At 72.7% G+C, this 23,203-nt stretch carries 24 protein-coding genes and 1 tRNA gene; 14 read left to right on the top strand and 11 right to left on the bottom strand.

All coding sequences use genetic code 11. The annotated features are described in order from the left end of the window. Positions 1–7: 7 nt before the first annotated feature. Positions 8–625, bottom strand: coding sequence for an anaerobic ribonucleoside-triphosphate reductase activating protein (gene nrdG, locus KJP73_RS18785; RefSeq protein WP_213284402.1), 618 nt, complete (start codon positions 623–625; stop codon positions 8–10). A 4-nt stretch (positions 626–629) separates the two neighbouring features. Then, a complete protein-coding gene (nrdD, locus tag KJP73_RS18780; RefSeq protein ID WP_249669551.1) occupies positions 630–2,894 on the bottom strand; it encodes an anaerobic ribonucleoside-triphosphate reductase in 2,265 nt (754 codons plus the stop codon). Positions 2,895–3,128: 234 nt separating this feature from the next. On the opposite strand from nrdD, the gene phnD reads away from it, so the two are divergent. Genes phnD through KJP73_RS18750 form a run of 6 tightly spaced genes read left to right on the top strand, consistent with a single transcriptional unit; the run spans position 3,129 to position 7,484 of the window. Beyond that, the gene (gene phnD, locus KJP73_RS18775) at positions 3,129–4,040 is read left to right on the top strand and encodes a phosphate/phosphite/phosphonate ABC transporter substrate-binding protein (RefSeq protein WP_213284400.1); all 912 of its coding nucleotides are present in this window, start codon (positions 3,129–3,131) and stop codon (positions 4,038–4,040) included. Next, on the top strand, positions 4,037–4,852 hold the full coding sequence (locus KJP73_RS18770) for a phosphonate ABC transporter ATP-binding protein (protein ID WP_213284399.1): 816 nt from the start codon (positions 4,037–4,039) through the stop codon (positions 4,850–4,852). The genes phnD and KJP73_RS18770 overlap by 4 nt, the downstream gene beginning before the upstream one ends. Further along, positions 4,836–5,678, top strand: coding sequence for a phosphonate ABC transporter, permease protein PhnE (gene phnE / locus KJP73_RS18765; RefSeq protein ID WP_213284398.1), 843 nt, complete (start codon positions 4,836–4,838; stop codon positions 5,676–5,678). The genes KJP73_RS18770 and phnE overlap by 17 nt, the downstream gene beginning before the upstream one ends. Continuing rightward, the gene (locus KJP73_RS18760) at positions 5,675–6,439 is read left to right on the top strand and encodes a tyrosine-protein phosphatase (protein WP_213284397.1); all 765 of its coding nucleotides are present in this window, start codon (positions 5,675–5,677) and stop codon (positions 6,437–6,439) included. Before phnE ends, KJP73_RS18760 begins: the two co-directional genes overlap by 4 nt. Further along, positions 6,436–7,062, top strand: a complete 627-nt coding sequence (locus KJP73_RS18755; protein WP_213284396.1) for a TetR/AcrR family transcriptional regulator — start codon at positions 6,436–6,438, stop codon at positions 7,060–7,062. The genes KJP73_RS18760 and KJP73_RS18755 overlap by 4 nt, the downstream gene beginning before the upstream one ends. A 56-nt stretch (positions 7,063–7,118) precedes the next feature. Further along, the gene (locus tag KJP73_RS18750; RefSeq protein ID WP_213284395.1) at positions 7,119–7,484 is read left to right on the top strand and encodes a nuclear transport factor 2 family protein; all 366 of its coding nucleotides are present in this window, start codon (positions 7,119–7,121) and stop codon (positions 7,482–7,484) included. A 66-nt stretch (positions 7,485–7,550) separates the two neighbouring features. Here KJP73_RS18750 and KJP73_RS18745 read toward each other — a convergent pair whose 3' ends face one another. The 8 genes from KJP73_RS18745 to KJP73_RS18710 form a co-directional block, all read right to left on the bottom strand. Further along, positions 7,551–8,210: a hypothetical protein gene (locus KJP73_RS18745; protein WP_213284394.1), complete on the bottom strand. Its 660-nt coding sequence runs from the start codon at positions 8,208–8,210 to the stop codon at positions 7,551–7,553. A gap of 60 nt (positions 8,211–8,270) precedes the next feature. Further along, on the bottom strand, positions 8,271–8,747 hold the full coding sequence (locus tag KJP73_RS18740; protein WP_213284393.1) for a hypothetical protein: 477 nt from the start codon (positions 8,745–8,747) through the stop codon (positions 8,271–8,273). 275 nt (positions 8,748–9,022) lie between these two features. After that, on the bottom strand, positions 9,023–9,394 hold the full coding sequence (locus KJP73_RS18735) for a PH domain-containing protein (RefSeq protein WP_213284392.1): 372 nt from the start codon (positions 9,392–9,394) through the stop codon (positions 9,023–9,025). Positions 9,395–9,623: 229 nt separating this feature from the next. Beyond that, positions 9,624–9,863, bottom strand: coding sequence for a hypothetical protein (locus tag KJP73_RS18730; protein WP_213284391.1), 240 nt, complete (start codon positions 9,861–9,863; stop codon positions 9,624–9,626). 114 nt (positions 9,864–9,977) lie between these two features. Beyond that, positions 9,978–10,451, bottom strand: a complete 474-nt coding sequence (locus KJP73_RS18725) for a hypothetical protein (protein ID WP_213284390.1) — start codon at positions 10,449–10,451, stop codon at positions 9,978–9,980. Beyond that, positions 10,448–11,671, bottom strand: a complete 1,224-nt coding sequence (locus KJP73_RS18720; protein WP_213284389.1) for a hypothetical protein — start codon at positions 11,669–11,671, stop codon at positions 10,448–10,450. The genes KJP73_RS18725 and KJP73_RS18720 overlap by 4 nt, the downstream gene beginning before the upstream one ends. Positions 11,672–11,731: 60 nt before the next feature. Next, a complete protein-coding gene (locus tag KJP73_RS18715; protein WP_213284388.1) occupies positions 11,732–11,953 on the bottom strand; it encodes a hypothetical protein in 222 nt (73 codons plus the stop codon). A 124-nt stretch (positions 11,954–12,077) separates the two neighbouring features. After that, the gene (locus KJP73_RS18710; RefSeq protein ID WP_213284387.1) at positions 12,078–12,743 is read right to left on the bottom strand and encodes a TetR/AcrR family transcriptional regulator; all 666 of its coding nucleotides are present in this window, start codon (positions 12,741–12,743) and stop codon (positions 12,078–12,080) included. 93 nt (positions 12,744–12,836) lie between these two features. Between KJP73_RS18710 and KJP73_RS18705 the strand changes: the two genes are divergently transcribed. Beyond that, positions 12,837–13,739 carry an SDR family NAD(P)-dependent oxidoreductase gene (locus KJP73_RS18705; protein ID WP_213284386.1) on the top strand — a complete coding sequence of 301 codons (903 nt, stop codon included), beginning with the start codon at positions 12,837–12,839 and terminating at the stop codon, positions 13,737–13,739. A 233-nt stretch (positions 13,740–13,972) separates the two neighbouring features. On the opposite strand, the gene KJP73_RS18700 is transcribed toward KJP73_RS18705, so the two are convergent. Continuing rightward, positions 13,973–14,055 (bottom strand) — tRNA-Leu (locus tag KJP73_RS18700). A 265-nt stretch (positions 14,056–14,320) separates the two neighbouring features. Here KJP73_RS18700 and KJP73_RS18695 point away from each other — a divergent pair. The 7 genes from KJP73_RS18695 to pknB are packed head-to-tail and all read left to right on the top strand — an operon-like array spanning position 14,321 to position 23,182. Next, positions 14,321–15,034 (top strand): FhaA domain-containing protein, encoded by a 714-nt coding sequence (locus KJP73_RS18695; RefSeq protein ID WP_213284385.1) that lies wholly within the window; start codon positions 14,321–14,323, stop codon positions 15,032–15,034. 21 nt (positions 15,035–15,055) lie between these two features. Next, positions 15,056–15,547: an FHA domain-containing protein FhaB/FipA gene (locus KJP73_RS18690; protein ID WP_213284384.1), complete on the top strand. Its 492-nt coding sequence runs from the start codon at positions 15,056–15,058 to the stop codon at positions 15,545–15,547. A gap of 10 nt (positions 15,548–15,557) precedes the next feature. Next, the gene (locus KJP73_RS18685; protein ID WP_213284383.1) at positions 15,558–16,817 is read left to right on the top strand and encodes a Stp1/IreP family PP2C-type Ser/Thr phosphatase; all 1,260 of its coding nucleotides are present in this window, start codon (positions 15,558–15,560) and stop codon (positions 16,815–16,817) included. After that, positions 16,817–18,328, top strand: a complete 1,512-nt coding sequence (locus tag KJP73_RS18680) for an FtsW/RodA/SpoVE family cell cycle protein (RefSeq protein WP_213284382.1) — start codon at positions 16,817–16,819, stop codon at positions 18,326–18,328. Before KJP73_RS18685 ends, KJP73_RS18680 begins: the two co-directional genes overlap by 1 nt. Beyond that, positions 18,325–19,782: a peptidoglycan D,D-transpeptidase FtsI family protein gene (locus KJP73_RS18675; RefSeq protein ID WP_213284381.1), complete on the top strand. Its 1,458-nt coding sequence runs from the start codon at positions 18,325–18,327 to the stop codon at positions 19,780–19,782. The genes KJP73_RS18680 and KJP73_RS18675 overlap by 4 nt, the downstream gene beginning before the upstream one ends. Continuing rightward, positions 19,779–21,188 carry a serine/threonine-protein kinase gene (locus KJP73_RS18670; protein ID WP_213284380.1) on the top strand — a complete coding sequence of 470 codons (1,410 nt, stop codon included), beginning with the start codon at positions 19,779–19,781 and terminating at the stop codon, positions 21,186–21,188. Before KJP73_RS18675 ends, KJP73_RS18670 begins: the two co-directional genes overlap by 4 nt. Continuing rightward, positions 21,188–23,182, top strand: a complete 1,995-nt coding sequence (pknB, locus tag KJP73_RS18665) for a Stk1 family PASTA domain-containing Ser/Thr kinase (RefSeq protein WP_213284379.1) — start codon at positions 21,188–21,190, stop codon at positions 23,180–23,182. Before KJP73_RS18670 ends, pknB begins: the two co-directional genes overlap by 1 nt. Positions 23,183–23,203: the final 21 nt, after the last annotated feature.

Here is a 23,203-nt window from a genome sequence, read left to right as displayed (position 1 = left end):
CTCCAGGTCAGATGAGCGCGCGGCGGTCCACCTGCTCCGCCGCGGCGTCTGCGTCACGCGCCCCGGCCCACGGCACCGCGCGACCGGCGGCCAGCGACCGCGGCACGTCGAGCACCCGCTGGTTCCGGCTGCCGCGGAACGCCAGCGTCAGGTCCCGCTCGGCGAGCTCGAACCGGCCGTCGACCAGCACGTCCAGCTCGGCGAGCAGCTCCCGCTTGTCGTCCTGCCCGGCACCGGCCTCGGCCAGCAGCTCCTCGAACGTGTAGCCCGTCCAGCACCACACGTCCTTGCCGCGACCGTGCTCCGCGCGTAGCCGCCGCACCACCCGCAGGCACACGCCGGTGCTGAGGAACGGCTCGCCGCCCAGCAGCGACAGGCCCTGGACGGCCTCGTGCGCGAGGTCCGCGGCGATCCGGTCGCCGAGCTCGTCGTCGAAGGGCCGGCCGTACCGGAACGACCACGCGGCCTCGTTGAAGCAGCCGGCGCAGGCGAACGGGCAGCCGCTGACGTACAGGCTGCACCGGACGCCCTCGCCGTCGACCATGACGAACGGCTTGTAGTCGGCGACGTGGTCCTGGCTCAGGGCGGCCGCGCGCCACTGGCCGGGTCGTGGGTCCCGCGCCACGGCGTCAGACGGCGGCGGGCGCGTCGCCGGTGGGCGTCTCGCCGCCGGGCATCGCGCCGGTGCTGCCCGCGAGGTGCTTCACGCGGGACGAGATCTCGACGTGCCGCCCGTGCACCATGGGCCGCTGCTGCGGGTTGCCCAGGTAGCCGCACGTGCGCTTCACGACGTCGCAGGTGCGCGGGTCGGTGTTGCCGCAGCCGGGGCACGCGAACCCGCGCTCCGTCGGCGTGAAGTCACCGGAGAACCCGCACTCCAGGCAGCGGTCGATCGGGGTGTTCGTCCCGAGGTAGCCGACCCGGTCGTAGGCGTAGTCCCACACCGCCTCCAGCGCCTTGGGGTTCTGCTGCAGCACGGGGTACTCGCAGTAGTGGATGAACCCGCCCGACGTCAGGGGCGCGTAGTCCTGCTCGAAGTCGAGCTTCTCGAACGGGGTCGGCGCCTTGCGGACGTCGTAGTGGAAGCTGTTCGTGTAGTAGTCCTTGTCGGTGATGTCCGGCACCGAGCCGAACTTCTTCTTGTCGAGCCGGCAGAACCGGTCCGTGAGGGACTCGCTCGGCGTGGAGTAGACGCTGAACTGGTACCCGTGCCGGGCGGTCCACTCGCGGGCGTGCGTGGACAGGGTGCGCAGGACGCGCAGCGTGAACTCCTTGGCCTCCGGGTCCGACTCCCAGGCGCCGCCGTAGAACGCGGCCGCGGCCTCGTACAGGCCGATGTAGCCGAGCGACACCGTGGCGCGACCGTCCCGGAACAGGGCGTCGACGTCGTCGCCGGGGGCGAGCCGGCGGCCGAACGCCCCGTGCACGTAGAGGATCGGGGCGTTGGCCGGCACGGCCTCCTTGCACCGCTCGACGCGGTAGAGCATCGCGTCGTGCACGGTCTCGAGCCGCTCGTCCAGCAGCGCCCAGAACGCGTCCAGGTCGCCGCGGGTCTCCAGCGCGATGCGGGGCACGTTGAGCGTGACGACGCCCAGGTTCATCCGGCCCTCGACCACGTCCCGGCCGTCCTCGTCCGCCCAGCCCTGCAGGAACGAGCGGCAGCCCATCGGCACCTTGAACGAGCCCGTGATCTCGACGATCTTGTCGTAGCTCAGGACGTCCGGGTACATGCGCTTCGTCGCGCACTCGACGGCCAGCTGCTTGATGTCGTAGTTCGGGTCGTCCGCCGCGAGGTTCAGCCCGCGCTTCAGGGTGAAGATGAGCTTCGGGAAGATCGCGGTCCGCCGCTCCTTGCCGAGCCCGCCGATGCGGATCTGCAGGATCGCCCGCTGGATCTCGCGCTCGAACCAGCCCTCCCCCAGCCCGAAGCCCACCGACGTGAACGGCGTCTGCCCGTTGGAGGTGAACAGGGTGTTGATCTCGTACTCGAGCGACTGCATCGCGTCGTAGATGTCCTTGCGGGTCTTCTCCTCCGCGTACGCGCGCCGGCGGTCGGCCTCGCTGATCCAGCGCTCGGCGTCCGCGAGGTGCTTCGCGAAGTTCCGCTCGGCGTACGGCGCCAGCAGCTCGTCGATCCGGTTGACCGAGCAGCCCCCGTACTGGCTGGACGACACGTTCGCGATGATCTGCGAGATCTGCGCCGTCGCCGTCTGGATCGACCGCGGCGGGTCCACCTGCGCGTTGCCGATCCGGAAGCCCTCGCTCAGCATCGTCCGGAAGTCGATGAGGCAGCAGTTCGTCATCGGCGCGTAGGGGTGGTAGTCGAGGTCGTGGTAGTGGATGTCGCCCTTGGCGTGCGCGTTCGCGACGTGGGCGGGGAGCATCCGCAGCCCGATCGACTTGCTCACCGCGCCGGCCGTCAGGTCGCGCTGGGTGTTGAAGACGTCGCTGTCCTTGTTGGCGTTCTCGTTGACGACCGCCTGCTCCTTGCCGATGAGCTGGCCGATCGAGTGGTTGATGTCGAGGGCCTTGCTCCGGGTCAGGTCCCGCTGCACGCGGTAGTCGATGTACGCGCGGGCGACCTCGTACTCGTGGGACTCCAGCAGCGTGTGCTCGACGACGTTCTGGATCTCGTAGATCTTCACCTCGCCGGTGAACCGCGCGGCGAGCTCGCCCGTGATGCGGGCCTCCAGGTCGGTCAGCGACAGCTCGTGCAGCGGGGTGACCTCGCCGTGCACCTCGACGAACGCCTTCGCGAGGGCCGCGCGGATGCGGGACGAGTCGAACGGGAGCGTCCGGCCGTCGCGCTTGCGCACCAGCAGGCCGGTGGGGCTCTCGGGCGGCTCCGGGGCCGTGCCCACCTGGTCCGTACCGTCCAGCTCGATCGTCGTCACTGCCACCGCTCCCCGTTGATCCGTGCACTACATGTAGTGCGAACTACAGCGCTGCAACACTAGATCTGGTGTTAGGCGCGACCTGGGCCCAAAGGCCCAGCCCGCAGGCTGGAGCGAGGTGTTCACCCACCGTTCCGTTCGCAGTACGGCGGTCTCGTAATTCCCGGCCACCTGACCGAGTTGAAGTACCGGTGTTCTCGGAAACGTCCCCCGAACCCCGGAAAGGTCACCCCGATGCGCCGCTACTCGCTCCCCGCGATGGGCATGCTCGGCATCACCGCGCTCGCGCTCGCCGCGTGCTCGTCCCCCTCCGCCTCCGCCTCCGCCGACGAGGCACCCGCCTCCGACGCGCCCATCACGATCGCGACGCTCCCCGTCTCCGACGACCCCACCCAGGTCAACCCCGTCGAGGCGCTGGTCGAGCTGCTCGAGCAGGAGACCGGCCGCGAGGTCGAGGTGACGGACGTGCCCGACTACCTCAGCGTCGTCGAGGCCATCCGCGCGGACCACGTCGACATCGGCATCATGAGCGGCTTCCCGTCGGCCCTGGCCGTCAACACCGGCGAGGTCGACGCGCTCCTGGCGTGGGAGGGCAGCGACGACCCGGTGTCCACGTGCGTGGTCCTCGACGACTCGCCGGTCCAGACCGTCGCGGATCTGAAGGGGAAGACGGTGGCGTTCGCCGACCAGGCGTCGAGCTCCGGCTACTTCATGCCGGTCTACATGCTCCACGAGGCCGGTCTCGAGCAGGGCGAGGACTACGAGGCGATCTTCGCCGGCGGCCACGAGGGCAGCTTCGCCGCCCTGCAGCAGGGCCAGGTCGACGCGGCCTGCACCGCCGTCGTCCTCACGCAGATGGGCGCCCCGATGTTCCCGTTCGCCGACGGCGAGTGGCGCGCGGTCGGCGAGAGCCCCGCCATGGACATCATGGGCACCGTCCTGGCCCGGCAGTCGCTCGACGACGAGACGCGCACCCTGCTGGAGGAGGCGCTGCCGCGGGTGTTCTCGGAGGAGAACGCGGAGGCCCTGGGCGCGTACAGCTCGTTCACCGGCCTGGACGTCGTGATCGCCCCGGAGCCCAGCGCGTTCGTGTCGTTCGCCCAGATCGCCGCGGTCGCCGGCGTCGAGCTCGAGGACCTGGAGTGACCGTCGCGACGGCCGGCACGGCGGTGCCCGTCACGGGGGCCCGGCCGGTGCTGCCCCTCGTCACGGTGCGGGACCTGCGGGTCGCGTACGACGAGCACGTCGTCCTGGACGGGGTCGACCTGGAGCTGTTCCCCGGGGAGATGGTCGCGCTGCTCGGTTCGTCCGGCTCCGGCAAGTCGACCCTGATGAAGAGCCTCACCGGGTTCGCGCCGGTCACCCGCGGGTCGGTGCGGGTCGCCGGCCACGACGTCACGAACCTGCCGCGCGGGGGCCTGCGCACGCTGCGCTCCGACGTCGGCCAGGTCTTCCAGCAGTTCCACCTGATCCCGCGCCTCAGCGTGCTCACCAACGTTCTGACCGGCGCGCTGCACGGCGCGGGCCCGGTCAACGTGGTCGGCGGCTTCTCCAGCGGCGACCGCGTGCGGGCGATGGAGCTGCTCGACCGCGTGGGCATCGCCCACAAGGCGAAGCAGCCCGCCCGGTCCCTGTCCGGCGGTCAGCAGCAGCGCGTCGCGATCGCCCGGGCGCTGATGCAGCAGCCGAAGATCATCCTCGCGGACGAGCCGGTGGCCTCCCTGGACCCGAAGCTGGCCGGCTCGGTGCTGCGGCTGCTGCGGCAGATCGCGACCGAGGACGGCATCCCCGTGCTCGTCAGCCTGCACGTGCTGCACCTGGCGCTGGAGCACGGCGACCGCGTCGTCGGCCTGCGGGACGGCCGGGTGCTCGTCTCCGCACCGGCCGCGCACCTCGACGCCGACGCCCTCGCCGGGCTGTACGACGAGGAGGAGGACGACCGTGAGCACGACCTCTGAGGCCCCGGCCCGCCGGACGACCCCGCCCCCGCTGCCCCCGGCGGAGCGCGCCCGGCTGGAACGGGCGTTCTCCGTCCCGCGGACGCGCTTCCTCGTCGGCATCCCGGTCGCCGCGATCGTGCTGATCTGGTCGATGGGCGGTGCGGAGTTCAACTTCGTCAAGCTCGGCGAGGGCGGCGTGAACATGGCGGAGTTCCTCTCCCGCCTGTTCCCGCCGAGCTTCGCGAAGCTCGGGGTCATCGTCGAGCTGCTGGTCGAGACCCTGCAGATGGCGGTCGTCGGCACCGTCCTCGGCGCCGTCCTGTCCCTGCTCGTGGCCTTCGCGGCGGCGTCGAACATCGCGCCACGGTGGCTGTACTACCCGGCCCGCTGGGTCATGAACATCATCCGCTCGGTGCCCGACCTCGTGTTCGCGCTGATGTTCGTCTCCGCCGTGGGGCTCGGGCCGTTCGCCGGCATCCTCGCGATGACGCTCGGGTCGCTGGGGTCGATCGGCAAGATCTTCGCCGAGGCCATGGAGTCCGTGGACCGGGGGCCGATCGTCGCGATGGAGGCCGTCGGGGCGTCCAAGCGGCAGGTCATCCAGTACGGCGTGCTCCCGCAGGCGGCGCCGCTGCTCGTCTCGTACACGCTGCTGCTCTTCGAGGGCAACGTGCGCGGGGCGACCATCCTCGGCCTCGTCGGGGCCGGCGGCATCGGCCTGGAGCTGACCACCGCCATGCGCATGTACGACTACGGGCACCTCAGCGCCATCATCATCTGCATCATCGTGCTGGTCACGGTGATCGACCAGGGCAGCGCCCTGATCCGAAGGAGGATCACGTGACCACCACCAGCATCGACCTGGCCCTCAGCGCTCCGGTGAACCTGCGGGACCTGGGCGGCATCCCGGTCGCGGGCGGCGTCGTGCGCCGGGGCTTCGCGCTCCGGGCCGACGACCTGTCGACCATCACCCCGCAGGACGCGGCGGACCTGGTCCGCGACGGCCTGACCGCCGTCATCGACCTGCGGTCCCCCGCCGAGGTCGCGGTCACCGGCCGGGGGCCGCTCGCGGACCACCCCGTCGCCTACCACCACCTGCCCCTGATCGCGCACGTCGGGGACTCCGTCGGAGGGGACCCGCTCGTGCTGACCCACGAGGGCATGGGCGAGATGTACGTCCGGATGGTGCACGACGCCGCCCCGCAGCTCGTGACCGCCCTGTCCGTCATCGCGCACGCCCCCGGCGCCACGGCGTTCCACTGCGCCGCCGGCCGCGACCGCACCGGCGTGCTCGCGGCGTCGCTGCTGCTGGCGCTCGGAGCCGCCGACGACGACGTCGTCACCGACTACGCCCGCACCGGCCCGAACATGGCCGCCGTCATGGAGCGCTCCCGCCCCCTGATGGCCGCGATGTTCGCCGCGCTGGACCTGCCCGCGGGCATCGCGAGCTCGTCCGCGCTGCTCGACGGGTCCATGGACGTCTCGATGCGGATCCTGCTGACCCGGCTCCGCGACCGGCACGGCGACCCGCTGGCCCCGCTCCGTGCCGCGGGCCTCGGTGACGAGACGATCGCCCGGCTGAGGGCGCGGGCGCTCGCCGCATGACGACGGACACCCAGGCTGGGAGCGTGCCGCGGCGCGTTCCCGGCCGGCCCCGCGACGAGGACCTCGACAGCCAGATCATCGAGGCGACGCTCGGCCTCATCGACGCGGAGCAGGAGGTGACGGTCGCCCGGATCGTCGCCCGCAGCGGCGTCAGCCGGGCCGCGCTGTACCGCCGCTGGCCCTCCCTCACCGCCCTGATCGCCGCGGCGCTCGACGTCGGCCGCACGATCCCGCCCGACCTCCCGACCGAGGGCGACCTGAAGGCGGCGGTCATGGCCGCGACCCTCGGAGACCCGACCTCGGCCGCCGGCTCGGTCGCCGTCGGGTACCCGGAGGCGCGGTTCCGCCAGCGAATCCGGCTGGTCATGTCCGACCGCGCGCTGCAGAAGGCGTACTGGACGTCGCACGTCGCCCGGCGGCGCGTGCCGCTGGAGGCCGCGCTCCGCTCCGGGATCGACCGGGGCGTCCTGCGCGCCGACCTCGACGTCGCCGCCTGCTTCGACGCGATCGCCGGGGCCGTCTACTACCAGATCGTCGTCCGCGGCGACCGGTTCGACGACCCCGCCGCGCAGGCCCGGCTGCGGGCGGCGTTCGAGGTCGTGTGGCGGGGGATGCTGGCCTGACCCGGTCGGCTACGGTGCACCCACCAGACCGTCAGCCCGCACCCCGGGGAGCACCCATGCCGAGCGTCGCCGACCTGCTGCACGCCAACCTGCACGACGTCTTCGGCACCCGCGACGCCGCAGCCCGGCACGCCGCCGTCGAGCGGACCTACGCCGCGGACGTCACGTTCACCGACCCCGAGGGCACCGTCACCGGGCGGGACGCGCTGGAGGCCAAGGCCGCCGCGCTGCTGGAGGCGGCCCCGGTGGACTTCGTCTTCGCCGACGACGGGCTGCGGTACGTCTCGCACGACACCGGGGCGCTGGCGTGGGCGTTCGGGCCCGCCGGTGCTCCCGTCGTGCGGGGGATCGACGTGATCACCGTGCGGGACGGGGTGATCGCGTCGGTGGTGACGGTGTTCGCGGAGGGGCAGACGGACTGATCCCCAATCGCGCGTTCGGCGCACCACGGCGTACACGCGCGTTGCTCGGTCAGCTGTGCGGGAGTGTCATCGCCCCCCGCGGCGAAGGGTCTGCGGGGGCGTGTACTTGCGGTAGCGCAGCGGTAACCACGGGTCGAGCGCGCCGCGCAGGCTGAACGGTGCCGGCTGAAGATTGAGGGGGACGTCGTGCATCGACGCCCACTCGCGTAGCCTCCGGGACTCCAGCCAGTCGAACCGCTGCTCGCGCGCGAAAGCCAGCACCTCCGCAGTGACGGGCGTCGTCGACAGTCGATCAGCGATCGAGTAGGCCACGATGACGGCACCCATCGGGTAGGGAGTGCCGGAGTTCGCAGGGAAGTGGCCGCGGAGAACGCCCTCGACGATCACGTTGAACGAGGTCGCCTCCCGGATGAATGGCATCGTTACCGCCCGGAAGTGCTCCACGATCACCCCCGGCCACCCGGGATACCCCGGTTCGTCATAAAGTGGCTGGTGAAGTCCGGTCGCCGCCCGTACTTGGTCGAACTGGTACAGGGTGTATGCCGGATCCTCGACGGTGGCGCACGCGACTGACACCGTCCGGATGCGCTTGAGTCGATTCTCCGGGTTCAAGTACACCGTCATCATGACGTCTCCGGACCGACCTTTGAACTCCTTCCCAGCCCTGACGAAGCCGATCGGCTCCAAATCGTGACCAATCGCGTCGTGCAGACTGAACCTGCTCACGCATTCTCCTTTCGAGGATGAAGCTGATTTCGCCGACAGGGGCCGTGAAGCCACTGAGCATCACGGTGCCGCACCGCGTTGCGGCGACCGCACGGGACAGGGGAAGTCCGACACCAGCGCGTCGTACTCGGCCCTGCCCATCAGCTCGTGGTCGACGTCGAACTGCCCGGGGGGCAGGTCGCGGATCTCCCGGACGTCGACCCGTCCCGCGCCGAACCAGGTGTCTGACGTGTCCACGGTGACGTCCAGCAACGTGTCCGCACCGGCGTAGCTGCCGTCCACCACAGCCCAGTCCTCGCCGTCCAGCCTGACCCCTTCAGGAACGGCGCCGGTGAAGTCCGAGGCCTCCCACACGGCCGCCCACGTGTCCTCACCTGAGAGCTGCTCGACCCTCGCCGAGACGACGCCCTGTCCCGGGCACTGCGGGATCAGGACCGTGATCACGTCCCCGTCGACCCGCAGCCCCACGGGCGGGAGGAGCGGGTCCGACGGAACGAGTGCGCAGGAGGTGATCGCGCTGAGCACGAGCACCGCCACCGTGATCGCAGCGCTCGGCCTCATCAGACCGGGCGGTGTCCCTCGAGGGCCCGTGCCGCGGCGCCGGAGCGGGGAGCCGACGACCGGGGTCAGGACGACGTCTCCGTCCGGTGCATGGACGCGCAGCAGCGGTGAGCGTGGCCGGTGACGACGCACCTCGGTGCCGCCGTGCACGAGGTACCGCACGGCGTCGTCGCCCTCGGTCACCAACTCGGCGGCGATGCCCTCGTCCCGGGGCACCAGGGACCGGAGCAGAGCCGCGACGGTGTCCGTCCTCATCGGGCCTCCTCCGCGGTCCTGCACTCGTCGCCGACCCGACGTGCCACGGCCTTGACCATCGCCGCGCGTCCCACGAGGCCCCGCACGATGATGGTTCGCCCGGTGGTCGGGCGGATCTCCAGCATCGACAGGTACCCCGAGTCGCTGAAACCGTTCGCGAACCCGGAGTACCCGACGGCCCGGACGCTCTGGATCTGGTCCCGCGCGACGCGCCTCGTCATGAACCAGCTGACGCAGCGCACACCACGGTCGTCGACGTCGACGCCGATGAGGGCCGTCCTCACCACCAGCGCCACGGCCAGCACGGCGACGCCCGCGGACGCCCAGGGCAGCCGGTGTGCGCTCTGGCCCACGAAGAGGGCGGCCATCCCGACCCAGTACGCGGCGAAGGTCCAGGCGAGTGGTCCGCGAGCGGCGATCCGAGTCCGGGGCCGGCGGGTGGGCCACGAACCGGCCACGCTCACCACCGCCCCGGCACGTCGAGCAGCTGCTCGACCGCGCGCCGCTGGTCCGGTCGGAGGTCGCGCGCGAGCAGGTCCCGGGCGTGCTGCTTCCCGAACAGCATTCGACCATCACCCGTCGCCCACCGTCGGCCGGTCACCCGCGCACGAGCCCCATCGACACGTACTGCGCGAGCACACCGACCTGGAAGCCACCCACCGTCTCGACGAAGGTGACGTTGAGCAGCACGAAGCGTGCCCGCAGGTCCACGTCGTGCTCCCCGGCGCGGAACGCAAGCTGGCGGATCTCACTCAGGCCCTCGAGCTCCATGCCATCACCGACCTCCTCGCGGCACGTCGTGTCGACTCGCGCGCCGCACGGCTTCGCGCCGTGCACGCGCAGACGCCAACCGGCGAGCGGGAGGCTGCTGGGGCGAACGTAGGGGATCGCGAGGCGACGGCCGTCGCGTTCGGGGTGGAGTCACCCCCTCGGCGTAGCCGGCGATCGCCATCACGCATCATCGCGAGCGGTGAGGGACAGGTGCTGAGCGAGCAACCGGGCGCGGAGTTCCGCCGTCCGGCGGGACGCTGCCGTGCAGCTCAGGTCACGGCGTCTGCCGTCCGCGGTCACGCTCAGCACGAAGACGAACCGGGAAGGACTCCCCTCGGTCACCCAGCCCGCGTACGGCACGGCGTCGACGGACGTGATGGCCGCGAGGTCCACGCTGACGTCCCGCCACCAGGACCGGACGAGCAACCGTCGCTCGTCGAAGCGCATCCCGAGACGCAGGCTGCCCACCAGCAGCACGGCGCTCGCGGTGGCCAGCGCCCAGCCCTCCAGAGGCAGGCGGCCGAGGGTCGATGCGTCCTCCAGGCCGACCACGAACGCGACGACGAGGACACTCGCGACGGCACAGCCGACGACGCGCGCCGCTCGGCACGCGTGCCGCAGTGCCGTGACGTCGGCGCCCCGAGACCTCGTCACGGCTGGAGCTGCGCCTGCAGCGCGTTGTAGTCCGCCACGAGCGCGTCGACCCGGGCGCGCTCCGCGGCGTTGGCCGCCTCCGCCGCCTCGACGGCAGCGAGCCGGACCGGCAGGTCCCGGTCGTCCCGCGCGAGCAGGTCGGCTGCGGCGTCGAGCGTCTCGACCGCGGGTGCCATGGGCAGGTCGGTGCCGTCCCACCAGGTCCACGACAGCAGAAGCCCGGATCGCTGCTGCTCCGGGAGGGCCGCGACCTCCGCGACCTTCTCCTCGTACGCCTGCCGGTAGGACGCCACGGCGCGTGCGTCAGCCTCGTACTGGGCGCGGTCGTGCGCGGTCGTCGTCTCGGTGGCGAGGACGGCCTGGTACCCGGCGTCGATCGCCGCGGTCAGCTGGGCCATCGACGCGCCGACCGCCTCGTGCACCCCGACCAAGGCCGCGCGGTCGGTCACGAAGCGCGCGTACACCTCCTCCAGCCGCTCCCCCAGGCCGCCGTCGCGCCACACCTGCGTCCCGACGTAGGCGAACAGCTCCGTCGGCCGGTTCTCCGCGCGGCCACCGACGGAGCCGGTGATCTGCTCGTGGATCGCGTCGTCCGGCGGCACCCCGGCGACCACGGCGTCCAGTAGACCGGCGAGCTCCTCCTGCTCCGGCGCGCTCAGGGTCGTCCACGCCGCGTGCAGCGCCTCGTGGGCCGTGGTCTCGACGATGAAGCCGCGCAGGCGCGGGTCGGGCGGCGCGTAGACGACGATCGAGCCGTCCGACCGGTAGCACCCCACCCTGCCGTCGGCCTCGACCGCGGCGTGACCGTCCTCGCACTGCCCCGCGAACGCGGCCGCGTCGAGGAACGCCGGCCGGGCGGCGAACAGCAGCCGGCGGCCCTCCTCGGACAGGTGGGCCTCGTCGGCGATCGCCACGAGCTCCGCTGACGGCGGGGGCACCGAGGCAGCGGGTGGGGCACCGATGCCGGTGTCGACGACCGCGAGGAGCCGGTCGGTGCCGCCGGTCGCCCACCACGCCAGCACGACGGCCGCCAGCACGACGAGCGCGAGCACCGGTCCGGAACCGCGCCGGCGTCGTCGAACTGCGCGTCGCCCCTCGACCGGGCCGGCCGGGGGACGCCACATGGCGTCGACGCTCGCGGGCGCGGTGGCCTCGTCGACGACCCACTGCGGCACCCGCCCCGTGGGCGAGCGCGGCAGGTCTTCGGGAGCGGACGGCATGCTCACGTCATCGGCGAGACCTCCGCCGAACTTCAGCGAGACGGCTGCCGCGGTCCGGTACTACTGGTCGAGGTCGTCCGGGTTCGGCCCGGGGTTCGTCGGCGTCACCGGCGGCGTGGCGGTCGCGGCGCCGTGCGTGCGGGCGTCGTCCGCGTCGCGGTCGTCGTCGAGGTCGTCCGGGTTGGGCCCCGGGCTCGTCGGGTGTCCGGACGAGGCGGGCAGTGCCGCGCCGGACGACTGGTCGTCGGGCGTGGGGCCGGTGCTGGGAACCGAGGTGCTCATGAGGGTCACTCCCTTGTGACGGCGACCATGCCCGGGTTCGGGTACGAGCAAGGGTCTCCTGCTGATCATCGCGCGCCTGCGGCCGCACCGCTCGACGGGAACGCGAGAACACTGACCGCCGCGGTCAGGGACGCGGAAGCACACCGAGCAACGCCGACGTGAAGGCCAACCGGAGCCCCTCGCGCAGATCCACGTGCAGCGCCGCGAGCTCGGGCTCGTCCGCGTAGGCAGCAACGAGGCTGGCCGGTGGCGTGACGTACGACGACAGGGCGCCCGCCGAGACGAGGCTCATCAGGCAGAACACCTGCGCGCCCTCACCGAGCTCGGGCACGTGCTGGCGCACGAGCTCGGTCATCGTGGCGAGCCTGGTCAGGGACGAGCGCTTGTGCCGCTTGACCACGTCGACCGAGACGTTGTGCTCCAGGACGCCGCCCTGCGCCCCGAACAGGTCGCACAGCACCACCCGGCCCGCCAACGAGCGACTGAGCGTCTCGGCGAGCTGCCTCGCTCGCACCTCCGGTGCCGCGCTCGCCTCGACACCTGCTGCCAGCTCGCTCTCCAGCTCGTCGAGCCAGCTCCCCAGGAAGTCGTCCAGCAGCTCGAGCAGGACCGCCTCGCGCGACTCGAAGTACCGCAGGACGTTCGACTTGGCCAGGCCCACCCGCCGGCTGAGCTCGTTCAGGGTCACCTCGGCCACGGGCATCTCGTCGAGCATCGCCGCCGCCGTGTCGAGGATCGCCCGACGGCGGATCTCCTTCTGCTCCTCGCTCCGCGCTCGTTGGAAGGTCACCCGCCCACGATATCGGACCGCCGGTCCCTTGACAGCAGACCGCCGGTCCCTTACGTTCGCAATATCAAACCGGCGGTCTTTTAGGAGCGAATCGTGAGCCACGACTGGACCCAGCAGCACATCCCTGACCAGCAGGGCCGGGTGGCGGTCGTGACCGGCGCCAACACCGGGCTCGGCTTCGAGACGGCCCGGATGCTCGCCGAGCGAGGAGCCACGGTGGTCCTCGCGGTCCGTGACGTCGAGAAGGGCAAGCAGGCAGCCGCACGCATCACCGGTGACGTCAGCGTCCAGGCGCTCGACCTGACGTCCCTGGACTCGATCCGGTCCGCCGCAGCAGATCTCCGCGCCGCACACCCGCGCATCGAGCTGCTGATCAACAACGCCGGCGTGATGTACACCCCGCGGCGCACCACCGCCGACGGCTTCGAGCTGCAGCTCGGCACCAACCACCTCGGCCACTTCGCCCTGACCGGTCTGCTGCTCGACCGGCTGCTGCCGGTCCCCGGCTCGCGCGTCGTCACCGTCAGCAGCACCGGGCACCGCATCCGAGCCGACATCCACTTCGACGACCTGAACTGGGAGCGCTCGTACGACCGCGTCGCCGCCTACGGCCAGGCCAAGCTCGCCAACCTGATGTTCACGTACGAGCTGCAGCGTCGGCTCGCCCGGCACGGCACCACGGTCGCGGTAGCGGCCCATCCCGGTGTGTCCGACACCGAGCTCGCACGCAACACCCCCGCCGCACTCCGGCTGCCCGTGACCTGGCTCGCGCCGCTGCTCACCCAGACGGCCGCGATGGGCGCCCTGCCCACCCTGCGCGCTGCCACCGACCCGGCTGTCCTCGGCGGGCAGTACTACGGCCCCGGCAACCGCGGCGAGGTGCGGGGGTACCCGAAGGTGGTCACGTCCAGTCCCGCTTCGTACGACCAGGCCGCCCAGCAACGCCTGTGGGCCGTCTCCGAAGAGCTCACCGGTGTCACACTCCCCCAGGCCTAGTCCACGGGGTCGATGGTGGAACGACGTCGGTCGCCCGGTCACTCATCAGAGCGTGAAGGTCAGCACCGGCCGACGAACGGCTGCCGCGGTCATCGCCCACTCCCGGTCGCCAGGTTCGCGCCAGTTCGCCTCCTGGCAGCACTAGAACTCCAGCGCGCTGGTGGACTCGGGTCGACCCCGAGGACGAAGAAACCCCCGGTCGGAGGATCTCCGACCGGGGGTTCTCGTCTGTGTGCGCGAGGGGGGATTTGAACCCCCACGCCCTTTCGGACACTGGCACCTGAAGCCAGCGCGTCTGCCGTTCCGCCACTCGCGCGCCGCAGAAGATTAGCACGACTCGGAGGTCGGTCCTGACCACCCGCTGACCACCCCGGTCGCGGCCGGACCACCCGACCAGACCCGCCCGGCCCCTCCCGGACCCCCGCGACCACACCCCGCGCGCGACTGCTTCACCAGGTCCGCGCCGCCTCGCCGTCCCCAGGTCGGGGCGGCGGACCTACCGCGTGGCTACCATCTACGCAGGATGTCGGGTGCAGCGAACGTGCCCGACGGTTTGCGCGTGCGGTGAGGAGGTGGTGGGCGTGGGCATCCTGGACCGTTTCGAACACGGTGTGGAGCGCGTGGTGAACACCGCGTTCGCCAAGGCCTTCCGCAGCGAGGTGAAGCCCGTCGAGCTGGCGAGCGCGCTGCGCCGTGAGGTCGACGACCGTGCGGCCGTCGTGGGCCGCGACCGGACGGTGGTCCCGAACGAGTTCACGCTGGAGCTGTCCCCGGGCGACTACGACCAGGTCGAGGCGTGGGGTGCGGAGGCGCTGGCGGACGAGCTGGCGGCGAACGTCACGGAGCACGCGACGGGTCAGCGGTACGCGTTCGTCGGCCCGGTGACGGTGGCGTTCCACGAGTACGAGGACCTGGAGACCGGCCGGTTCCGGGTGAAGTCGGCGACGGTGCGCGGTGCGGCCGCCCCGGCGACGACCTCCGCCCCGAGCCCGCGCCACCCGCTGATCGACATCGACGGTCAGCGGTACCTGCTGACGGGCCCCGTCACGGTGATCGGCCGCGGGTCCGAGGCGGACATCGTGGTCGACGACCCGGGCGTCTCCCGCCGCCACCTGGAGATCCGGGTGTCGCCGCAGGGCGTCGTCGCGTCGGACCTGGGCTCGACGAACGGCCTGTTCGTGGAGGGGCACCAGGTGCCGGCGGCGACACTCCTGGACGGGAACACGCTCACGATCGGCCGGACCCGCATCATGTTCTGGACGGGCGAGGGCGACGGACAGGAACCGGGCGAGTGAGCGACGCGACGAACGGCACGCATGAGTGAGCTGACGGTCACCCTGCTGCGGCTGGGGTACCTCGTGCTCCTGTGGGCCTTCGTGCTGTCCGCGATCGGTGTGCTGCGCCGGGACCTGTACGGGACCCGCATCGTGAACCGCCGCCGGACGGCGACCCCGGCACCCGCACCCGCCGGAGGGGTCCCGACGCCCGCGCAGGAGAAGGGCCGCGGCCGTCGCGCCGGTCCGACCCGGCTGGTCGTGACCGAGGGCCCGCTGCGCGGCACGACGCTGCCGCTGGGTGCGTCGGCCGTCCTGATCGGCCGCGCGCCGTCGTGCACGCTCGTCCTGGACGACGACTACTCCTCCTCGCGGCACGCCCGCGTCTTCCAGGAGGGCGGCCAGTGGCTCGTCGAGGACATGGGCTCCACGAACGGCACCTTCCTGGACGACCAGAAGGTGACCGGCCCGGTGGCGGTGCGCCCCGGCGCGCAGATCCGCATCGGCCAGAGCGTCCTCGAGCTGCAGGGGTAGCGGGGGGATCGTGAGCATCGCGCTGCGCTACGCCGCACGGTCCGACGTCGGGCTGGTGAGGTCGAACAACCAGGACTCCGCCTACGCCGGCCCGCACCTGCTGGTCGTGGCGGACGGCATGGGCGGGCACGCCGGCGGCGACGTCGCGTCGTCCGTGGCGATCGCGGCGCTGGCCCCGCTCGACGGCGAGTCGCACGGGCCGGACGACGCGCTCGACGAGCTGGAGCGGGCGCTGGAGGAGGCGCGCGAGGAGATCATCACGCGCTCCGAGACCAACCCCGAGCTCGCGGGCATGGGGACGACGGTCACGGCGATCCTGCGGGCGGGCAACAAGCTCGCGATGGTGCACCTGGGCGACTCCCGCGGCTACCTGCTGCGCGACGGCGTGCTCACGCAGGTGACCACGGACCACACGTTCGTCCAGCACCTGGTCAACACCGGCAAGATCACGCCGGAGGAGGCCGAGCACCACCCGCAGCGCTCGGTCGTCATGCGGGTGCTCGGCGACTTCGACGTGGACATCGCCCCGGACCTGTCGGTGCGCGAGGCGCGGCCGGGCGACCGGTGGCTGCTGTGCTCCGACGGCCTGTCGGGCTTCGTGAGCGGCGAGACGATCGCCCGCACCCTGCACGAGCTCCCGGACGTCGACACGTGCGCGGAGCGGCTGGTGCAGCTCGCCCTGCGCGCCGGCGGTGGCGACAACGTCACCGTCGTGGTCGCGGACGTCCTGGAGCTCGACCAGGTGCGCGACGGCGCCGGGCCGACGACGAACGCCGTGGTGGTGGGGTCGGCCGCGATCTCCCGCAACCGGCCGACGAGCGCCCACGACGGTCCGGCCGCGCGCGCCGCCGAGCTGTCCCGGCAGGCCGCCGCCAGCACCCCGGGCGGCGGCGTCCCCGCCGTCGACGAGGACGAGGACGACGCGGCCGAGCGCCGCGACCGGCGCCGCCGCCGCACCCGCGCGCTCGTGCTGACCGTCCTGGCCGTCCTGGTGCTCGGCGCCGGGGCCTTCGGCTTCTACCGCTGGACGCAGACCCAGTACTACGTCGGCGTCGACGGGGAGGTGGTCGCGATCTACCGCGGCATCCCCCAGACGATCGGCCCGATCGGCCTGTCCGACGTCGTCGAGACCACGGACGTGGCCGTCGACGACCTCCCGGTCTTCGTCCGCGAGCGCGTCGAGCAGACCATCCACACCGCGTCGCTGGCCGACGCCCGCGAGCGCGTCGACGCCCTCGCCGAGGACGCCGAGCAGGAGTCGGCGCCCTGATGGCCACCGTCGAGGCGCACCGGGTGCGCGCCGGCCGCGGGACGGAGCTGGGGCTGATCGTCCTGGCGCTGGCCATCGCGATCGCCGCGTACGCGCTGGTCGGGCTGGGCGCGACCGACGAGCTCCCCGCCGACGTGCTCGGCTACGGCGCGGGGATGGCCGGCCTGGCCCTCGTCGTGCACCTGGTGCTGCGCTGGCGGGCGCCGTACGCGGACCCGGTGATCCTGCCGGTGGTGATCGCGCTGAACGGCATCGGCCTCGCGATGATCTACCGCATCGACCTCGCGCGGGAGGCGCGCGGCGGCACGGAGATGTTCGCGGGCCGCCAGCTCGCCTGGTCCGCGATCTCGGTCGTGCTGGCCTGCGTCGTGCTGATCGTGCTGCGCGACCACCGCACGCTGCGCCGGTACACGTACACGGCGATGGTGGCCGGTCTCGCGCTGATCGTGCTGCCGCTGGTCCCGGGCCTCGGCGTCGAGATCAACGGCGCCCGGATCTGGGTGCACGCCCTCGGGTTCTCGCTGCAGCCCGCGGAGCTCGGCAAGATCGCGCTGGCCGTGTTCTTCGCCGGCTACCTCGTCACGCACCGGGACACGCTGGCGCTGGCCGGACCCAACGTGCTGGGCCTGCAGCTGCCGCGCCTGCGGGACCTCGGCCCGATCATCGTGGCGTGGGCCGCGTCGATCGCCGTCCTGGTCCTCGAGCGGGACCTCGGCACCTCGCTGCTGTTCTTCGGGTTGTTCGTCGCGATGCTCTACGTCGCCACCGAGCGGCTGTCCTGGATCGTCATCGGCCTCGTGATGTTCGCCGGCGGCGTGGCACTGGCCGCGACGTCGTTCGGGCACGTGGCCGCGCGGTTCGACGTGTGGCTGCACGCGCTCGACCCCGAGATCTTCGACCGGTCCCCCGGCGGCTCCGGCCAGCTGGTCCGCGGCCTGTTCGGGCTGGCCAGCGGCGGGCTGTTCGGCACCGGCTGGGGCCAGGGCCGGCCCGACCTGGTGCCGTTCGCCGAGTCGGACTTCATCATCGCTTCCCTCGGCGAGGAGCTCGGGCTGACCGGCCTGATGGCGATCCTCGTGATGTACCTGGTGCTGTGCCAGCGCGGCCTGCGCACCGCGATCGGCGTGCGGGACGGGTTCGGCAAGCTGCTCGCCGCCGGCCTCGCGTTCGTCATCGCCTTCCAGTGCTTCGTGGTCGTCGGCGGGATCACGCGGATCATCCCGCTGACCGGCCTGACCACGCCGTTCCTCGCGTACGGCGGCTCGTCCCTGCTCGCGAACTGGATCATCGCCGCGCTGCTCCTGCGCATCTCCGACGACGCCCGCCGTCCCGCGCCCGAGCCCGGGGGCGAGCTCCTGTCCACGCCCGCCGGCGGCATCCCGCTCGACGACGACGCCCGCAACCCCGTGGCCGTCGCCGGCCCGGCCGACGACGCGCCCCGCCGTCCCGCCGCGGGCGACGACCAGCCGACGGAGCAGCTCCGCCGCACCTCCGGGGGTGGTCGGCCGTGAACACCGCGCTGCGTCGCCTCGCGACCGTCGTCGTCGTCATGTTCCTCGCCCTGCTCGCCGGGACCACCTGGGTGCAGTTCGGGCAGGCGTCGGCGCTCAACAACGACTCCCGCAACGTCCGCACCCTGTACCGCGAGTACGGGAAGCCGCGCGGGCCGATCATCGTGGCCGGTGAGCCCGTCGCGCAGTCGACCGCGGTCGACGACCCCTTCGGCTACCAGCGCTCGTACTCCCAGCCGGAGCTGTACTCGACCGTCACCGGCTTCTACTCCGTGGTCAACGGCGGCACCCAGCTCGAGCGGTCGATGAACGACGTGCTGACCGGCTCGGCCGACTCGCTGTTCTGGAGCCGGGTGCAGGACCTCATCACGGGCGCGCAGCCGCAGGGCTCGTCGATCGAGCTGACCCTCGACCCCGCCGCGCAGCAGGCGGCGCTCGACGCGCTCGCCGGCCAGCAGGGTGCCGTCGTCGCGATCGAGCCGTCGACCGGCAGGATCCTCGCGATGGTCTCGACGCCCGGCTTCGACCCGAACGCCCTGGCCACGCACGACACCACCGCCGCGAACGCCGCCTACCAGCAGCTGGTCGCGGCCGACGGGGACCCGCTCATCAACAAGACGACCAGCGAGAACTACCCCCCGGGGTCCACGTTCAAGCTCGTGACCGCCGCCGCCGCGCTCGAGTCCGGGTCGTACACGCCGGACTCGGTGCTCGCCGCCCCGCGCGAGCTCACCCTGCCCGGGACCTCGACCACCCTGCCGAACTTCGGCGGGGCCTCCTGCGGGGCGAACGACCAGACCACCCTGGCCGACGCCCTGCGGGTGTCGTGCAACACGGCGTTCGCGCAGCTCGGGGTCGACCTCGGCGACGACGCCCTCCGCGAGCAGTCCGAGAAGTTCGGCTTCGGCTCCGCGGACCTGACGGTACCGATGCGGGTGGCCGAGTCGACCTACCCGGAGGACCCGGACGCCGCGCAGACCGCCCTGTCGGCGATCGGTCAGGAGTCGGTGCGCGCGACCCCGATCCAGATGGCCATGGTCGCCGCCGGCATCGCGAACGACGGCACCGTCATGACGCCCTACCTGGTGCAGACCGTGCGGACCGCCGACCTCGACGTGGTGAGCGAGGCCGAGCCGCAGGAGCTTTCCGAGGCGGTCTCGGCGACGACCGCCCAGCAGCTCACGGACATGATGGTCGGCGTGGTGGAGTCCGGGTCCGGGACGTCCGCGCAGATCTCCGGCGTGCGGGTCGCGGGCAAGACCGGCACCGCCCAGACGGGCCGCGACGGCGAGTCACCGCACGCGTGGTTCACCGGGTTCGCGCCGGCGGACGACCCGCAGGTCGCGGTCGCCGTCATCGTCGAGCACGGCGGGTCCGTCGGGTCCGAGGCCACCGGCGGCCGGGTCGCCGCACCCGTCGCCCGCGCGGTCATGGAGGCGGTGATCGGGCAGTGAGGCCGGCTCCGGGCGTCGTCCTCGGCGGGCGCTACCGGCTGACGCGGCAGATCGCCGTCGGCGGCATGGGCGAGGTGTGGGCCGCGCACGACGAGTCCCTCGCGCGCGACATCGCGATCAAGGTGCTGCGCGAGGAGTTCGCGGGCGACACGGGGTTCCTCGAGCGGTTCCGCACCGAGGCGCGCAACGCCGGCAGCCTGTCGCACGACGGCATCGCCGCGCTCTTCGACTACGGCGAGCAGGACGGGTCCGCGTTCCTCGCGATGGAGCTGATCCACGGCGAGCCGATGAGCGACCTGCTGGAGCGCGAGCCCGTGCTCCCGCCGCGGCGGCTGCTGCCGATCCTCGCCCAGACGGCGCGCGCGCTGCACGCCGCCCACCAGGCCGGTGTCGTGCACCGCGACGTGAAGCCCGGGAACATCCTCGTGACGCCGACCGGCAAGGTGAAGATCACCGACTTCGGGGTCTCGCTGTCGAGCAACCAGGTCCCGATGACGGCCACCGGCATGGTCATGGGCACCGCCCAGTACCTCTCGCCGGAGCAGGCCGTCGGCGGCCCCGCGACGGCGGCGTCCGACCTGTACGCGCTGGGCATCGTGGCGTACGAGGCGCTGGTCGGGCACCGGCCGTTCACCGGCCCCACCGCGGTGGACATCGCGGTCGCCCACGTCAACACGCCCGTGCCGCCGCTCCCCGCGTCCGTGGACCGGCAGCTGGCGGCGCTGGTGATGCGGCTCCTCGCCAAGGACCCCTCCCAGCGGCCGTCGAGCGCCGAGGAGCTCGCGCGGATGTTCGACGCGCTCGTCCCGCACACGCCGGCGGGAGGCAGCCCGCCGGTGTCGATCGTGCCCGGTCGGGCGCGCTCCGCGGTGGCGGTCGGTGCGCCGCCGGCGTCGGCCCCCGCGGACGGCGAGCCGGCGGCCACCCGGCGCGCACGGCAGGGCGGGTCCCGCCCCACGGACGCCGGGGCGACCCGGGTGCGCGGCTCGGCCGCCGCCCCCGCAGCCCCCTCCCCGCACGCCGGGGCGGACGCGGCACCCCCGTCGTTCGACCCCCGGACGGGACGGCCGGTCTCCGCGGCCGGTGCGCAGGCGCCGACCTACCGGGCGACCGGCGGGCGCGGCGGGGCGCACAGCCACCCCACGACCCGCGCGCACGCCCGGGTGCAGGCCGGGGCCGGCAGCGGTGGGTCCCACGTCCGGTGGCCGCTGCTCGTGCTGGCCGTGCTCGTGGTCGCCCTGCTCGGCGCGGCCCTCGCAGACCGGCTGACGGGTGACACCGGCACGCTCGGCCCGATCGGCACCACGGGATACACCCAGGCCGACGGTGCAGGTGGGATGATCTGGCGAGCACAGTCCGGGGCAACCGCACCGGACGCGCGAACGACGACAGCGAAGGACGCCTAGTGGTGGACGACGGATCCCGGATCCTCGCCGGACGGTACGAGGTCGGTGAGCTCATCGGCCGCGGCGGTATGGCCGAGGTGCACATCGGGCACGACACGCGCCTCGGGCGCACCGTCGCGATCAAGATCCTGCGCTCCGACCTCGCGCGCGACCCGTCGTTCCAGGCGCGGTTCCGTCGCGAGGCGCAGGCCGCGGCCGGGCTGAACCACCCGTCGATCGTCGCCGTGTACGACACCGGCGAGGACGTGTACACCGAGCCCAGCGGTGCCGTCGCGCACGTGCCGTTCATCGTCATGGAGTACGTCGAGGGCCACACGGTCCGCGACATCCTCCGTGACGGCCAGGCGGTGCCGATCGAGGAGGCCATCGAGATCACGGCCGGCGTGCTGTCGGCGCTCGAGTACTCCCACCACGCCGGCATCGTGCACCGCGACATCAAGCCCGCGAACGTCATGCTGACGCCCACCGGCGCGGTCAAGGTGATGGACTTCGGCATCGCCCGGGCCGTCGCCGACTCCGCCGCGACCATGACGCAGACGCAGGCCGTCATCGGGACCGCTCAGTACCTGTCGCCCGAGCAGGCGCGCGGCGAGACCGTCGACACCCGCTCCGACCTGTACTCCACCGGCTGCCTGCTGTTCGAGCTGCTGACCGGGCGTCCCCCGTTCATCGGCGACTCCCCCGTCGCCGTGGCCTACCAGCACGTCCGCGAGATCGCGCCCGCGCCGTCCTCCGTCGCGTCCGACGTGCCGGAGGTCCTCGACCGGATCACGGCGAAGGCGCTGGCGAAGGAGCGGGACGCCCGCTACTCCACGGCCGCCGAGTTCCGCGCCGACCTCGAGGCCGCCGCGCGCGGCGGGGCCGTGTCCGCTCCCGCCGTCGCCGCCGCCGCGCTCGGCGCGGGTGCCGCGACCCAGGTGCTGGGCCCGGACGCCGCCTCGACGCAGCTCATGCCCGGTGACGCCCCCGCGTGGGCGCCCACGGCCCCGGGGACCTCCGTGCTGCCCGCGCAGACCGACCCCGACCCGGAGCCCGAGGAGAAGTCGAAGCGCTGGCTCTGGATCACCCTGTCCGTCATCGCCGCGCTGGCTGTCGGCGGGCTGATCTGGCTGCTCCTGCAGGACCGCGAGCCCGACGTGCAGACGGTGACCGTGCCGAACGTCGCCGGCCAGACCGAGGCCGACGCCGTCGCGGCCCTGACCGAGGCCGGGTTCGAGTACACCCGCCAGGAGGAGCCGAGCGCGGACGTCGACGAGGGCACCGTCACCCGCAGCGACCCCGAGGGCGGCACGGAGGCCGAGGAGGGCTCGTCCGTCACCTTCTGGGTGTCGAGCGGCCCGAACGCCGTCAGCGTGCCCGACGTGGTCGGCCTGACCCAGGAGGCCGCCCGCGCGCAGATCGAGGAGGTCGGCCTGACGGTCGGCAGCGTCGAGCAGCAGAACGACCCGAGCCAGCCCCAGGGCCGCGCCCTGGGCACCGACCCGGCGGCGAACCAGCAGATCTCCCCGGACCAGCCCGTGACGCTGTTCATCTCGTCCGGCAACGTCGACCTGCCCGACCTGCGCGGCCAGGCGCAGGCCGACGCGGTGAACACGCTGAACGGCCTGAACCTCGTGTCGAACATCGTGCAGGAGGAGACGGCCGAGGCCGCCCCGGGCACGGTCATCGCCCAGGACCGCGGCGCCGGGATCGTGCCCCAGCGCTCCACCATCGTCCTCACGGTCGCCGCGGCGCCCACCACGGTGACCATCCCGCAGGACATCCTGAACAAGACCGAGGCGGACGCGACCGCGCAGCTCCAGGGCCTCGGCCTGACCGTCGAGTCCATCGCCTCCGACGGGCCCTCGAACCAGCCGGTCGGCACCGTGATCTCGTCCGACCCGGCGCCGGGGCGCACCGTCGACATCGGCAGCACCGTGACGCTGATCCTGTCCGCCGGCCCCGCCACCGCGGACCCCGGCAACAGCGGCGAGAACGGGAACGGCGGCGACTGACGCACCTCGGCCCAGCACGAC

Origin of the sequence: Cellulomonas hominis, assembly GCF_901521055.1 — a bacterium.
Taxonomy (GTDB): Bacteria; Actinomycetota; Actinomycetes; order Actinomycetales; family Cellulomonadaceae; genus Cellulomonas; species Cellulomonas endometrii.
This window is presented reverse-complemented; position numbering and strand designations above follow the sequence as displayed.

Bases quoted from the DNA above. Each gene is read 5' to 3' on its own strand.
- phnD (WP_213284400.1), top strand. From the start codon at position 3,129: ATGCGCCGCTACTCGCTCCCCGCGATGGGCATGCTCGGCATCACCGCG.
- KJP73_RS18755 (WP_213284396.1), top strand. From the start codon at position 6,436: ATGACGACGGACACCCAGGCTGGGAGCGTGCCGCGGCGCGTTCCCGGC.
- KJP73_RS18750 (WP_213284395.1), top strand. From the start codon at position 7,119: ATGCCGAGCGTCGCCGACCTGCTGCACGCCAACCTGCACGACGTCTTC.
- KJP73_RS18735 (WP_213284392.1), bottom strand. From the start codon at position 9,394: ATGGCCGCCCTCTTCGTGGGCCAGAGCGCACACCGGCTGCCCTGGGCG.
- KJP73_RS18720 (WP_213284389.1), bottom strand. From the start codon at position 11,671: ATGCCGTCCGCTCCCGAAGACCTGCCGCGCTCGCCCACGGGGCGGGTG.
- KJP73_RS18715 (WP_213284388.1), bottom strand. From the start codon at position 11,953: ATGAGCACCTCGGTTCCCAGCACCGGCCCCACGCCCGACGACCAGTCG.
- KJP73_RS18690 (WP_213284384.1), top strand. From the start codon at position 15,056: ATGAGTGAGCTGACGGTCACCCTGCTGCGGCTGGGGTACCTCGTGCTC.
- KJP73_RS18680 (WP_213284382.1), top strand. From the start codon at position 16,817: ATGGCCACCGTCGAGGCGCACCGGGTGCGCGCCGGCCGCGGGACGGAG.